Below are 13,340 nucleotides of genomic sequence, written 5' to 3' on the forward strand. Positions count from 1 at the left end.
GTGCAATTCAAACGATGGAGGATCGTTTCACCTATGGCCTAAACCCGGAAAAGCTGGGAGCCGTATCTTCCTATCTCTGCGATCCGAACACGGCTCCCGCCGAGTTTCTTCTGGTAAAAAGTCAATACCTTGCAGAGACAGGCCGGGCCGTGTCTCGCGGGGCCCTGTTCTTTCAGATCCGGCAGGCGTTCCTGCCCGGGGAGGTTACGGCGGAAGAAGCAAACCGTATCGGCTATGAAACGGCGATGCGCTGGACAAAGGGAAAGTATCAGTTCTTCGTCTGTACGCATACCGACAAGGCCCATATCCACAATCACATTTATTTCAATGCGACGGCCTTTGACCGCTCCCGGAAATTTCATAATTTCATTGGTTCGTCCTTTGCCCTGCGGCGGCTCTCTGACCGCGTGTGCATCGAACATGAATTGTCTGTTATCCAAAATCCGTGCCAGCACAGCAAGGGTCGTTTTCTCCACTATGGACAGTGGATCGGAGAAAAGCCACCCTCTGCCAAGCAGCGGGTGCGGCTGGCTGTTCTCGCCGCTTTGGAGAAAAAGCCCACGGACTTTGCCGACTTTCTCCGTCTCATGGAGGAGTCCGGCTTTGCGGTGAAACATGGGCGGGGCGGTGTCATCTCATTCCTTGCACCCGGGCAGGAAAAACCGACCCGGCTCCGGGCTTCTACACTTGGAGTTGGATTTGACCCGGAGGACATCAAGGCGGTAATTGCCGGGGAACGTCCACTCCCCAAACTGCCCGAGGAGCCCACGGTTCCGCCACGGCGAGTTAATCTCATCATCGACATTCAAGAGCGTATGGCCCAAGGCAAGGGCCCGGCCTATGAACGATGGGCCAAGGTCTACAACCTAAAACAAATGGCCGCCGCGCTCCAGTATTTGCAGGAGCATCATCTGACAGACTATGCGGCACTGACGGCCAGCACCGAGGCTGCGGTGGATCACTTTCACAAGCTGTCTGACGAGCTCCGCACAACGGAGGAGGCTCTTTCCAAAACCTCGGAGCTGATGGCTGCCACGGTGGACTATGCCAAGACTCGCCCGGTGTTTGATGGATACAAAGCTGCGCGGTACAGCAAAAAGTATCTGGCCCAGCACGAAGCGGAGCTTGCCACTTACCGGGCGGCAAAGGATACTATGAACACCATACTGAACGGCGCAAAGCTCCCTAAGATTGAAGCACTAAAAAAATCCCGCCGTGAGCTGGCGGGACAAAAGAAAGCGCTTTATGCAGAATACCGGGAGGCCCAGCGGCAAATGCGGGAGGCCGTGGCAATAAAAGCGAACATTGATCATCTGCTCGGCATAACAGACGAGCGTGAAAATAAGGCCCAGGAACGATAGTGACGGGCCGCAGACTACGGTGCAGCGCACCGGGACTTTGGGACAATTTGTCCCGAAGTACAGCGGGTTTGGGGAGCTCCCCAACAAGCATTTTTGCGGGCCCTGCGCCCTGCAAAAATTTCGGAGTGTGGCCACACCCGAATTGCTTGCCAAAACGCGCAACCCGCAACATGGCGCAAAAAACGGAGGTTACGCTTTCTTTTACGTTTCCTCCGTTTCTTTCGATGCTTTCATCGCTTGGATTGTAGCTTCAACGATTTTCAATTCTCTTTCGTCCAAGGCGTTCAACATGGCATCAATCCGCTTCCTGCACTCGCTCCCGCTATTCTGGGACGGGTAAAAGTATTGATCCACCGATATATCAAACATTGTAACCATCTGATAAAAGGTGTTGAAGCTTGGATGCTGACCATCATTTTCATTATACATAATGGTACGCGGAGCGCGGTCAACAATATAGGCCAGTTGCTCCTGTGTCATGCCGCTGGCTTCTCTTGCACGCTTGATGGCGAGCCCTATATCGTGAAAATCAAAGCGTCTTTCATCTCGTTCTATCTTCATAACATCACCTGATATGATTTTACATTTCATGTGATATTATTTGAACGACTGTGTATTTCATACTACTGACTATTTAATTTCACATACGCAAAATTGATGATCGCGGAAATGTGAGGTACAATATACCTATAACTTTGGGACAATTTGTCCCGAAGATCAGAGGTTGGTATCTAAAATAAAATCAGAAATATTGTGAGGTTTCTGTGACATTTGGGTGCTATACTGAAAATGAAGGAGTGTGATACCATGCGAATTTTAGTAGTCGAGGATGATCGGCTTTTGAATAATACTTTATGCTATAACTTGAATACTGCGGGCTATACGGTTGATTCTGCACTGACAAAATCAGTGGCCAGTAGTTTCTTGACAAAGCAGGACTATGACCTGATTGTGCTGGATGTAAATTTGCCGGACGGAAACGGTTTTGACTTCTGCCGGGAAATAAAAGAGCGTCGCCCTGATACCGTTATTATTTTTCTGACCGCAAATGATATGGAAAGCGATATGCTCAAAGGGTATGAACTGGGCGCAGAGGATTATGTGACAAAACCTTTCCCTATGAGCGTCTTTCAAAAGAAATTAGCGGTAGTGCTGGGTAGGCTGACAAAACAATATGGTGGTGATACTTATGAGGATGGCACACTGACCATCAATTTTTCAGAAATGAGTGCTACTCTATCAGGAAAGCCACTTACATTCACCCCACTGGAATATCGACTTTTGAAAATCCTGATGAAAAATCCGCAGATTGTTTTGACCCGGCAAGTCTTGTTGGAAAAGCTGTGGGACGCAGACGGAAATTTTGTGGATGAACACGCTCTGACTGCGGCGATCAGCCGGGTACGAAACAAAATCGAAACACCTGACCGTCAGTATATCAAAACGGTATATGGTATGGGCTATATGTGGATCGGAGGAGTGCTGAAATGAATGTGCGAAAACTTTCCGTCAACAAAGCCTGTATCTTTTTTGCTGTTCTCCTGCTGGTGGCAATGGGGACGGTTTCAGCAGCTTTGTATGGGCTGACCCAAAATATAACCGCTGTCTGGTATGTATTATTGTTCGGCATTTTTGTGCTGGTTTGCGCTGTTTGTTTTATGGTGCTGGTTCGCCGCAAACTGGCAATGTTCTCCGATGCTTTTTGCAGTTTAATGGATGATATGTTATCCGGGAATATGCAGCCGAAACAGACTGTGGAAGAAGAAAGTCTTTTCTATAAAATTGAATATCGGCTGAACCGTTTATATGAAGTCATGCAGGAAAACAAGAACGGCATTGCACAAGAACGGGCTGACCTGCAAGAACTGATTTCCGACATCTCCCATCAGGTCAAGACCCCGATTGCGAACTTGAAAATGATTAACAGCACTCTGCTTGAAAATGAAGTCCCTGTGCAAAAACAAAAAGAGTTTCTAACGGCACAGGCCAGCCAGCTTGATAAACTGGATTTTCTCATGCAGGCTATGATTAAAACCTCTCGTTTGGAAACAGGTGTTATTTCTCTGGAAAAGAAAAGCCAGCCGCTTTATGACACGCTTGCCGCCGCATTGGGAGGTATTCTTCTGAACGCCGAGAAAAAACAGATCAATGTTCAAGTGGACTGCCCGGAGAACTTGGTCGTTTCCCATGACAGAAAATGGACAAGCGAAGCACTGTTCAATATTTTGGACAATGCAGTGAAATATACGCCGGAGGGCGGTCAAATCCGTGTTTCGGTTGAAAGTTGGGAAATGTATGTGAAAATCGACATTGCAGATACAGGCATTGGCATTTCAGAACAGCATCAGGGAGCAATTTTCAAGCGTTTCTATCGAGAGGACATCGTACATGATGTAGATGGAATTGGTATTGGTCTATATCTGGCTCGTGAGATCGTAACCTTGCAAGGCGGTTATATCCGGGTAACATCCGAGGTTGGGAGGGGTTCAACTTTTTCCGTCTTTCTGCCTCGACAATAAAATAAGTACGCTAAAAAACAAAATGTCACAGGCCTATGACATTTGAGCTTTAATTAAACAGAGGTATTTTGTTTCCCGTGACATTTCTGTGAGGTTTACCTTTTATGATAGAGCCATCAAAAAGAAAGGGTGGTGTTCTATATGAACATATTACAAACGACAGATTTGAAGAAATATTACGGCACCGAACCGAACATTACAAAAGCATTGGATGGCGTGACCCTATCCATTGAGGAAGGTGAATTTGTTGCCATTGTTGGTACTTCCGGCAGCGGTAAGTCTACTTTGCTGAACATGATGGGCGGGTTAGATACGCCAACTTCCGGCAGTATTAAAGTAAAAGGGAAAGAATTATCGAAACTCAAGGATGAACAGCTTACCATCTTCCGCAGACGTAACATCGGGTTTATCTTTCAGAATTACAATCTTGTTCCTGTGCTGAATGTCTATGAAAATATTGTCCTGCCGGTGGAGCTGGATGGTGATACCGTGGACAAGCGGTTTATGGATGAAGTCGTGAAAATGTTGGCTCTCGATGGGAAGCTGAACAGTATGCCTAACAATCTGTCCGGCGGCCAGCAGCAGCGTGTAGCGATTGCCCGCGCCCTTGTTTCCAAACCAGCTATTATACTTGCAGATGAACCGACAGGCAATTTGGATAGCCGGACAAGTAGTGATGTTCTTGGTTTGCTGAAAGTTACAAGTCAGAAGTTCCATCAAACGCTTGTAATGATTACCCATAACAATGAAATTGCCCAGCTTGCCGACCGAATTATCCGTATTGAGGACGGAAAAATCGCACAGTGACAGGGGGTGACATTGATGGATGATATTTTATTTGGGAACAATAATCAGGCAACAATCAATCGTCTTGCCAAAAGAAGCTACCGCGCTAATAAGCAGAGAAATGTTTTCGTTACCATCGCATTATTCTTGACCGCCTTTATGATTACATCTGTATTTAGTTTGGGGTGCAGTTATTTTGAAACCTATCAAATGCAGCAAATTCGTGCGATGGGCACGACTGCGGATGTGGCAATTACAAGCCTCTCAGAAGAACAATATGAAGAATTGAGCCGATCCAGCTTGGTATCCGTAGTTGGTGTCAGTCAGAGATTGGGCAGCATTGATACATCTGGAATGGACGATGCCCTGCTGAGTATTACCTGGATAGACGAAACAGAATGGCAAGAACACCGTGTACCAACAATTTCGGATATACACGGAGATTATCCGCAAGCAAAAAATGAAATTATGCTCCCTACATGGGCTTTGCGTGCAATGGGGATTGATGATCCACAGATAGGGATGAATATTTCCCTTTCCTATCAACTCGGAACAGATTATCAATATATCTCCGATGAATTTGTTTTGTCGGGCTATTACACAGATTATTCGGCTTCACGTGCAGGCAACCGTGGTGCCGCTTATGTTTCGGAGCTTTTTGCAACACAAACAGGGCTTCCCTTTGATAGTGTGTCTACCGCAATGATTTCTTTTTCTGATGACAGTAATGCCCTGCGATCCTGTGAAAAACTAAAACGGAAGATTTCGTTTACAGAAAGTCAGTCCTTTGAAATTGTACCTATTGCTCAGAGCAATTCCACCACCATTGTTCTTCCACTGGCTGCTATTATCGTCTTTATCATTATCAGCGGCTATTTGCTGATTTATAACATTCTGTATATCTCAATTTCAAGAGATACACAATTCTATGGACAGCTTAAAACGATAGGCACGACAAAAAGACAAATCAAGCGGATCGTGCGTTCTCAAATATTCAGAACGGCGGTGATCGGTATTCCCAGCGGCCTGATTGTCGGTGGTATTGTTTCGCTTGGACTTGTTCCGTTTGCCATGAATATGATGTACTCAAGCGATACAGACCTTGGGGAGATAGTGTCCTTTTCCCCCATTATTTTTGCGGGTGCCGCAATCTTCACATTTTTTACTGCAATCATCGGCAGCATGAAACCAGCGAAAATAGCTGCAAGTATTTCTCCTGTTGCGGCTTCACGCTATACGGAGGCAAATACAAGGAGTTACCGAGATCATAAGAGCCATAGAACAAAATTATCTCGGATGGCACGAGATAATATTTTTAGAAACCCTAAAAGCGCTTTCCTTACTTTTGCGTCCTTATTTTTAGGCTTAATATTGTTTTTGGTTTCTGCTGGTCTACTATCAAGCCTAAGTCCCGACAATTTTGTAAATCAATGGGGAGAAAGTGATTTCGCATTGACTTACAGCATTTCCGAAGAAGGAAACCTGCTCTCTGATGAAATGTTGCAGCAAATTGAAACAATGCAGGGAATTGAAAATCTGCGCGTCACTTATTCTGCTTCACCGTGGCCCACTATGGATGTCATTTACGACGAAAATGTATTCGGGAAATATATTGATTCCTTGGATGGCATATCAGGTCTTGATTTTTCAAATGCGGAAACACGAAAAAACTATACAGATAATTTTTGGAGCGGCGTTTACGGAATAGATTCCAGATATATCGAAGAACTTAATAAAACGCTTGATAAGCCTATTGACTTAACCGCCTTTGAAAAGGGAGAGTTGGTGGTTTTGTCCGCTATGACGGATGATGAGGGAAACCTATTGATTCAGCCAGGGCAAGCAATCACCGTTGTCGGTGAGTCCGGGGAACAGGTCTTTACAGTGGCAACTGGCTTTCTGGACGCTGATTTTCAGAATGGTCGAGGAAATGAGAGAGGTACTGCCCCTGATTTGTATATCAGTGAGCAGGCAATAGAGAAGTTGTCTGGAGAAACCAAAATCTTTCGGATTGCTTTTGATACGATTGATAGCAGTTATGACAAAGGGATTATGGAGCAGCTTCAATCCATTACTGCTTCGTCACCGGGCATTACGATTCTGTCACGATATGAAAAGCAGCAAGAAATGGCCGGATATTTGCTGACCTCAAGGATTATAGCCGCAGGGTTGTCCGCTGTATTTTTGCTGATAGGAATTATGAATTTCATTAACACAATGGTTGTTAGTGTAAATACTCGGAAACATGAATTTGCAACACTTGAAAGTATAGGAATGACGAAAAAGCAAATTAGAAATGTATTGCTTTGGGAAGGCGGGTATTATTGGAGTATTTCTTTCCTACTGCTTGCCACACTGGGAACAGCGATATATATTCCAATATACTCAGCCTTTAGAAGAATGGTTCCTTATGCAGCTTTTCACTATCCTGTAATTTCTCTGTTGGTTGTCGCAGCTATTGTTTTGCTGGTCTGCTTGGCAACCCCCGTCATAACTTTCATGCAAAATGTTAAGCAAAGCGTTGTAGAGAGACTGCGGCAGAATTAAATATTTGCGATGAAAACCGGGAGATTATTCTCCCGGTTTTTCAAATCTCACAGGTTCGTGAGATTTCAGCCCATTATTCTGTCGAAACAGCGTGTGTCAGTGACATTTCTGTGAGGATTGCTTGTTAAGATAAGCGCAAAAGGAACAAGCTGCCGCACGACGGCAAAAGAAAAAAAGCCGTCGTACAGCAGCCTATCAACACGCCCATTTGAAACGGCGGCTTTGATTTTCAGAGCCGCCGTTTCTTTGCGTCTACACAAACCAATGACGACTTGTAGGGACACGGTAGCCGATGGGAGGTTATTTTGCCGTGTTCATTTTATTATTTCATTGTTCGCGTGATCTGCACCAGCTAAAAAAAGCGTAGCCCCTCCGTCGGAGCAGTCCGGTTTTGAACATGAAATTAAACAGTACATAACCGATAATACTTTTTCGTGCGCTTGTGCGGCCTTGTGTCGCACAGGCGCATTTTGCTTTCCAGACTTCGAGACAAAGTGTCCCGAGGTGCGGTGCCGTTCTCCGCCGTTACTCCATTTCGTTTCCGACCAACCCCGAACAAACTGAAATGGAGGATTTTACGATGACTACTATCAATTTGAAAGATTTTTATTATTGGTACACGCAGGATCAGCTTATCGAAGTTTCTGACGAGGTGGCCGAGGTATTCAAGGCCGATGCCCGCTATGAAATGGCCTACCAGCGGCGGCTCTCCCGGCACAAGGCGCAGTATTCTCTGGACTGCGATGACGGGATTGAATATTCCGCTTGCCTGCATGAGCCGACCCCGCAGGAGCTCCTTGAACGGATGGAAACCTTTCTTCGTCTGTGGAACGCTCTCAATTCTCTGCCGGAGATCCAGGGCCGCAGAATTGACGCACATATCATTCTTGGCAAGTCGATTAAGGAAATTGCCGAGGCCGAGGGCGTACATGAGGAGTCTATTCGCCAGTCGATCAAGCGTGGCCTTGAACGCATGAAAAAAACTTTTTGATTTTTTCTTCTTAACCCACTTGGAATTGATGAAAAAATGTCTCGGTTTATGAGAGGAGGTTTTCTTCCTAACGCGAGGGAATAACGGCAACCCTGAGTAAGTACGTGGAGCCAGACGGTGGGTGCGCGGTGACATTTCCCAAAAGAGATTGAGCGAACAACACCAACACTGTAAATGGGCCCGGCCATCCCAAGGCCATGATCCGGCGCTGAACAGGTTGGCTGCCTGTTCCTCCGGGCTTGTCGCTTTACTTGCGTTGAGAGCGCCGCACAGAAAATAACGATTGTCTTTGGACAGGCCAAGTAAATATGTGCGGCGCTCTCTAATATTCAAAAACTATAATAAACCTCGAGACAAAGTGTCCCAAGGTGGAGTAAGGCAACAGGCCAGCATCCCGGTGGTGCTGGCCTGTTGCGTTTCCCCACCAAACAGCGGGAGGCGTTCTATCAATCTGCGAAGGAGGTTTACCGTGAAATTAACTACACAGGAACTTGAACAAATGAGAAGCGTTGACATTGGCGCGGTGGCTGCCGAGTCCCTGCCTGATGTGAGCGGTATGACCTTTGACAATGCGCTTTCCCGAAAGGAGCGCATCTCTCGATTTTTGCAGACTGTCAAAAATCCATACTGCTTTTGCATCGGTGGTGTTGGCGTGAAAATTGAATTTGCTGAAAGCGGGCCATCTCTCCAAGACAAGCTGACGGATTTCCTGCTGCGGCAAAGAAGCGGGCTGTAACTTCGGTTACAGCTCGTTTTGCTTCTTCGAGACAAAGTGTCCCGAAGTGGAGGCATCCTTGTTGTCCTCCCCGGACAGAGTTATAATATAAGTGTAATGTGATAGGGAAGGAGGAACAATGGCACGAGCAAAAAACAGAGGGTATCAGCAGAGTTTCTCTCCCTCTTACACAATCCGCCGCTGGCGGCTGGGCATCTATATCCGGCTTTCAAAGGAAGATTTGAAAAAAGGAAAAGACGATAGCAACAGCGTAAAGAACCAGCGTGACCTACTGAACGATTTTTACCGACGCAACATTGACGAGTTTGAAAGTATCACGGAATATGTAGATGACGGACATACTGGAACGGACGCTAACCGTGAAGATTTTCAACGGCTCTTGGCGGATGTCATGAGTGGTAAAATCAACTGCGTTATAGTAAAAGACCTGTCCCGCTTCGCACGAAATTATAGCGATGCCGGAAGTTTGATCGACAACCTGTTTGTTCAAATGGGTGTTCGCTTTATCAGCCTTGCTGAGAATGTGGACAGCTACAAGAACCCCGACAGCGTTTCAAATATCATCGTTCCCATTACAAACGTGATGAACGATAATTACTGCTATCAGACTTCCAAAAAGATCCGGCAGGTATTTGATTACAAACGGCGCAACGGCCAGTATATCGGAGCATTTGCTCCTTACGGCTATGTAAAGCACCCAAAGGACAAGCACAGGCTGATTGTTGATCCCGATGCTGCTGAAAATGTCAAACTCATTTTCACAATGCTTATTCAAGGGTCATCAAAACGTGCTATCGCGTTGTACCTGAACGAACACGGCGTACCGAGCCCCTCGGCTTACAAGGTACAAAAGGGCTTGCCTGTTTCGACAAGAGGGTATGACGATCCTATGTGGGGAGCCCGCATGATCCACTCCATTCTTACCAATCCGACCTACACCGGGGACTTAGCCCAAGGCCGGAGCCGGGTGAAAAGCTACAAGGTACACCAGATTGAAGCTGTTCCCCGCGAGGAATGGGTGGAAGTGGCTGGAACACATGAGGCCATTATCGACTATGAAACTTTCGATAAGGTACAGGCTCTCTTACAGCGTGATACCCGTACTTCCCCGAAAGGCCGTGAGGTACATTTATTCAGCGGCTTTCTGAAATGTGCCGATTGCGGGCGGGCCATTACCCGATGCGTTAGCAAGAACAACAATGTATATTATTCTTGCTCAACCTACAAGAACCGTTCCCGGACAGCCTGCACCATGCACTCAATCAAGCATGAACGGCTGGAGGCTGCTGTTCTGTTCGCCGTACAGCATCAGGTACATTTAGCTGTTTCCTACTCAGAAATCGTAACGCAGATCAATTCCGCTCCAATCAAAAAAAGCCAGTCTTACCGACTGGACGATCTGATAGCTGCAAAAGAGCGGGAACTGATAAAGATAACACGCTACAAGCAATCTCTTTATCAGGACTGGAAAGACGGTGAAATCACCCAGCAGGAATACCGGGATATGAAGGCTGACTATGAACGGCAGACTTCTGATATTTCCGCGGTGCTTACCCGGCTGAACGCTGAACGCGCAGAACTGGCAAACGGTGTGGACAATGAGCATCCTGCACTGGTAGCCTTTATGAAGTATCAGAACATTGAAGCCCTCAACCGTGAAATCTTGGTTGAACTTGTGGACTATATCAAGGTCTATGAAAACGGCAATATCAGCGTGAAATTCAAATTTGCTGACGAGCTCCGCAAGATTGCCGAGTACATTGAAATCAACACTACGGAAGATACCGCAGTAGCGGGCTAACCCCCGCTACAAACCCCTTTGACAGTGTGTTTTCCTAATAGGCGCTAATCATATCATAATACTTCTGACTCTTTACTCCCCTCAAACCATGCTGCCAACGCTTTTTCTCAATACCCTGTTCAATACCTTGTTCTCTGCTTTCTTTCAGCATATCTTCTACCGCTTTGCACACATCAATCACCTCCGTCTCTTCTGGAATTTCTATGGGTGTATTTGTAATGGTCTTGATCACCACTGCTGCCTTCCGGTCGAGCATCATGCGCGGATTATCCTTTAAAATTTCTAATAGCTTTTTCTTATCCTTTGAATACCTGATATACTCCATAACTTCCCGCAGACTGGAAGAAAATTTCTCCAAATCTTCTTCGGTTAACCTTGCCGGGTCTATTAGATGAATCCGATAATCCTGCACGAAACGCAGCAGATTCTCGTCTTGAATGTTCATCATCTCATGCAGAGACAACGGCGCATCCCATGGATCTGTTCCGAAATGAATTACCAGTGTAATTACTGGTTTCAGGACATCGTCCTTATAGAATCCAGACAAATATTCTGCTTTTGTGTAATCATCTCCATGGTCTTTTTCCTGTTGTTTTGCACTTTTTCTGTTTTTTCGATGTCTTGCCGCAGTGTCTGTAACCTGTCTGCCATACTGTAAGGCATCGTATATCATATTTCGAACTGGCATCGCATAATGAATGTCTGTCTGGTTTTCAATTCCAAGAAGCAGATAATACGTTTCCACTTCCTGCATAATCACAGCTGTTTTCAATATATCCCGATATTTCTGGACCGGATCTTCTGTCATTTCGGTTGTCTCTTTTGCCTCTTTTCTCTCTTCTGTTGCGCCAAACGGTATGGCAATCTCTGTTGAATCAACTTCTGTCAGTTTTTCCGGATCAACAACTTTTTTCCCGTCATAGATCAAATAATTGAACGCATCTGCAAAAATGTTACTCTTTCGCATGTATGCTTTGGTAACAATGTCCGCTTTTCCCATGTGCATACGCCTCCTCAAAAATATTTCAGAGAAGTCTGCACCCCTTCCTGTTGTTTTTCATCTTATCACGAATTGGCAGCTCTATCAAGTTGGAAATACGAACTATGAACATGCTTCTTAAGATGTCACTATAACAAATTCACTACAATCCGATCTATCCCTCGCAGCCCATACATCTTCCCCATCGCTTCTGGCTCCTGCAAAACCGACAAATCAATCCCAAACAGCGAATTATATCTTCCTGCCATCCGCAGATGCTCCGGATATAAAAATGTCTGTTTTTCGCAAAACTCCGGGCATTTCCTCACCGGCGTCTGCGCGCCGCGGCTTCCTTTGATACACGCTGCATACATTGGACAATACTGCGAAGTATTTGTCTGATAAAAGGGAAGATGAAGACTGTTTTTCCCTTCTGGAAACTTCCTTGTACTGGTATCGCCGCAGCTCTCCCATTCATACCGTTCCATCCGAAATTCTTCTTTCAAATACTCCCGGTAAAATGCCGCGTGGACGCTGTTTTGTTCAAACAGTGTACGGTCCCCCAGCTTATAAGCCATCCGCGGATCTTTTTTCCGTTTGTTGAGCAGCACGCCAAGGCAGAGGGAAAACACCGGAAGCTGAGCTGCCAGATGGGCCGTTCCCCAGTCATTTACGACAATCTCGATGATTTTGTTCTTTTGTTCACACCATTCGACGAGACGCTGCAGCCGCTGCTGTGTTTCCAGCAGATTTCCTTCCAGTAAGAAAGGAAAGACCAGTGTAACCGCAAACGACTCCCGGCAGGCTTTATCCATCAGTGCGAACAGTTCCTCTTCCGTTGGTGCCAAATGCGGGCAGAAAGCATTTCCTATATAGAGCCGGTCTGGGTGAAAAATCGGCGGATCTGGAATCTGGTTTTTCCGAAAATAAGCATCAAAAAACACCGCACTTTCCATCGAAAGATACGCCGTATACCATTCCGGCCGGTCCAGTTCGAGCGCCAGCTCGACCGGCTGCCCAGGCTGCCCGGATTCCGCAAAGCCATTTTGCAATGCCGTAAATGTTTCCTTCCCGACCCCGGAAAACCATACCTTCTTCTGCTCTTCCAGGCTTTCCAGATGAAACGCGTCCTGCTCCGCAGGATATCCTGTCATCTCTTCTGCAAGCGCGGCATCATCGTCCTCCATTTTCCAGCGAATATACTGGCTGTATTGCAGGGCAAGGCGCTGTACCGCATTTTGATAATCTTCCTGTTCCGTGGCGAAGGTATAAACAACATCAAAATCTTCCTCTTTTTCCTGCAGAAAAGTCGCATCACGAAGAAGAATCCGCTGGTAGGATGCTGTTTTCTGATCGTAAAATGCCAGTTCCCACGGCGCATTTTTCTGCTCAACTGTAGTCGGTGTCGCAAGCCGGGTCTGAAAGCCATATTCTGAAATTGCCGTGATCCGCACTTCCTTATCTCCCCAGTATCCCGCCAGGATTCCGAACGGCAGCATGGAAATCCATGGCCATTGACTGATTTCTTTTTCCCGTTCTTTTTTCTGTTTCATTGATTCAAATCTCCCGTTTTCTGATACCATCCAGTATACCTGTTTTCCTGGAAAACTCAAATAAAAA

The 13,340-nt window shown here is 46.2% G+C and carries 11 protein-coding genes; 8 read left to right on the forward strand and 3 right to left on the reverse strand.

Going from position 1 to position 13,340, the window contains the following annotated elements:
• Positions 1-14 precede the first annotated feature (14 nt).
• On the forward strand, positions 15-1,361 hold the full coding sequence (locus DWX00_RS01045) for a relaxase/mobilization nuclease domain-containing protein (RefSeq protein ID WP_173815476.1): 1,347 nt from the start codon (positions 15-17) through the stop codon (positions 1,359-1,361).
• 201 nt (positions 1,362-1,562) lie between these two features.
• Here the strand turns inward: DWX00_RS01045 and DWX00_RS01050 are convergent, their stop codons facing one another.
• Positions 1,563-1,922: a helix-turn-helix domain-containing protein gene (locus DWX00_RS01050; RefSeq protein WP_054754179.1), complete on the reverse strand. Its 360-nt coding sequence runs from the start codon at positions 1,920-1,922 to the stop codon at positions 1,563-1,565.
• A 246-nt stretch (positions 1,923-2,168) separates the two neighbouring features.
• On the opposite strand from DWX00_RS01050, the gene DWX00_RS01055 reads away from it, so the two are divergent.
• From DWX00_RS01055 to DWX00_RS01090, 7 genes are all read left to right on the forward strand, one after another.
• Positions 2,169-2,852: a response regulator transcription factor gene (locus DWX00_RS01055; protein WP_117461330.1), complete on the forward strand. Its 684-nt coding sequence runs from the start codon at positions 2,169-2,171 to the stop codon at positions 2,850-2,852.
• Complete coding sequence (locus DWX00_RS01060; RefSeq protein ID WP_117461331.1) at positions 2,849-3,880, forward strand: sensor histidine kinase; 1,032 nt, start codon at positions 2,849-2,851, stop codon at positions 3,878-3,880. The genes DWX00_RS01055 and DWX00_RS01060 overlap by 4 nt, the downstream gene beginning before the upstream one ends.
• A 141-nt stretch (positions 3,881-4,021) precedes the next feature.
• A complete protein-coding gene (locus DWX00_RS01065; RefSeq protein WP_005335790.1) occupies positions 4,022-4,687 on the forward strand; it encodes an ABC transporter ATP-binding protein in 666 nt (221 codons plus the stop codon).
• Positions 4,688-4,702: 15 nt separating this feature from the next.
• Positions 4,703-7,213: an ABC transporter permease gene (locus DWX00_RS01070; RefSeq protein ID WP_117461332.1), complete on the forward strand. Its 2,511-nt coding sequence runs from the start codon at positions 4,703-4,705 to the stop codon at positions 7,211-7,213.
• Between the two features lie 580 nt (positions 7,214-7,793).
• Positions 7,794-8,204: a sigma-70 family RNA polymerase sigma factor gene (locus DWX00_RS01080; protein WP_014080198.1), complete on the forward strand. Its 411-nt coding sequence runs from the start codon at positions 7,794-7,796 to the stop codon at positions 8,202-8,204.
• Positions 8,205-8,673: 469 nt separating this feature from the next.
• On the forward strand, positions 8,674-8,940 hold the full coding sequence (locus DWX00_RS01085; protein WP_007884026.1) for a DUF6870 family protein: 267 nt from the start codon (positions 8,674-8,676) through the stop codon (positions 8,938-8,940).
• A gap of 118 nt (positions 8,941-9,058) precedes the next feature.
• On the forward strand, positions 9,059-10,741 hold the full coding sequence (locus DWX00_RS01090) for a recombinase family protein (RefSeq protein ID WP_046438251.1): 1,683 nt from the start codon (positions 9,059-9,061) through the stop codon (positions 10,739-10,741).
• Between the two features lie 34 nt (positions 10,742-10,775).
• Here the strand turns inward: DWX00_RS01090 and DWX00_RS01095 are convergent, their stop codons facing one another.
• Together DWX00_RS01095 and DWX00_RS01100 are read right to left on the reverse strand one after the other, a co-directional pair.
• The gene (locus tag DWX00_RS01095; protein ID WP_158578721.1) at positions 10,776-11,741 is read right to left on the reverse strand and encodes an Rpn family recombination-promoting nuclease/putative transposase; all 966 of its coding nucleotides are present in this window, start codon (positions 11,739-11,741) and stop codon (positions 10,776-10,778) included.
• A 128-nt stretch (positions 11,742-11,869) separates the two neighbouring features.
• The gene (locus DWX00_RS01100) at positions 11,870-13,273 is read right to left on the reverse strand and encodes a hypothetical protein (RefSeq protein ID WP_147398224.1); all 1,404 of its coding nucleotides are present in this window, start codon (positions 13,271-13,273) and stop codon (positions 11,870-11,872) included.
• Between the last annotated feature and the right edge of the window lie 67 nt (positions 13,274-13,340).

It is taken from the genome of Blautia sp. AF17-9LB, from assembly GCF_003479185.1.
Lineage (GTDB): Bacteria > Bacillota > Clostridia > Lachnospirales > Lachnospiraceae > Fusicatenibacter > Fusicatenibacter saccharivorans.

What these genes read in the sequence shown, in the direction of transcription:
- DWX00_RS01065 (WP_005335790.1), top strand. Translation starts at nt 4,022, where the DNA reads ATGAACATATTACAAACGACAGATTTGAAGAAATATTACGGCACCGAA.
- DWX00_RS01070 (WP_117461332.1), top strand. Translation starts at nt 4,703, where the DNA reads ATGGATGATATTTTATTTGGGAACAATAATCAGGCAACAATCAATCGT.
- DWX00_RS01055 (WP_117461330.1), top strand. Translation starts at nt 2,169, where the DNA reads ATGCGAATTTTAGTAGTCGAGGATGATCGGCTTTTGAATAATACTTTA.
- DWX00_RS01060 (WP_117461331.1), top strand. Translation starts at nt 2,849, where the DNA reads ATGAATGTGCGAAAACTTTCCGTCAACAAAGCCTGTATCTTTTTTGCT.
- DWX00_RS01080 (WP_014080198.1), top strand. Translation starts at nt 7,794, where the DNA reads ATGACTACTATCAATTTGAAAGATTTTTATTATTGGTACACGCAGGAT.
- DWX00_RS01095 (WP_158578721.1), bottom strand. Translation starts at nt 11,741, where the DNA reads ATGGGAAAAGCGGACATTGTTACCAAAGCATACATGCGAAAGAGTAAC.
- DWX00_RS01100 (WP_147398224.1), bottom strand. Translation starts at nt 13,273, where the DNA reads ATGAAACAGAAAAAAGAACGGGAAAAAGAAATCAGTCAATGGCCATGG.
- DWX00_RS01050 (WP_054754179.1), bottom strand. Translation starts at nt 1,922, where the DNA reads ATGAAGATAGAACGAGATGAAAGACGCTTTGATTTTCACGATATAGGG.
- DWX00_RS01045 (WP_173815476.1), top strand. Translation starts at nt 15, where the DNA reads ATGGAGGATCGTTTCACCTATGGCCTAAACCCGGAAAAGCTGGGAGCC.
- DWX00_RS01090 (WP_046438251.1), top strand. Translation starts at nt 9,059, where the DNA reads ATGGCACGAGCAAAAAACAGAGGGTATCAGCAGAGTTTCTCTCCCTCT.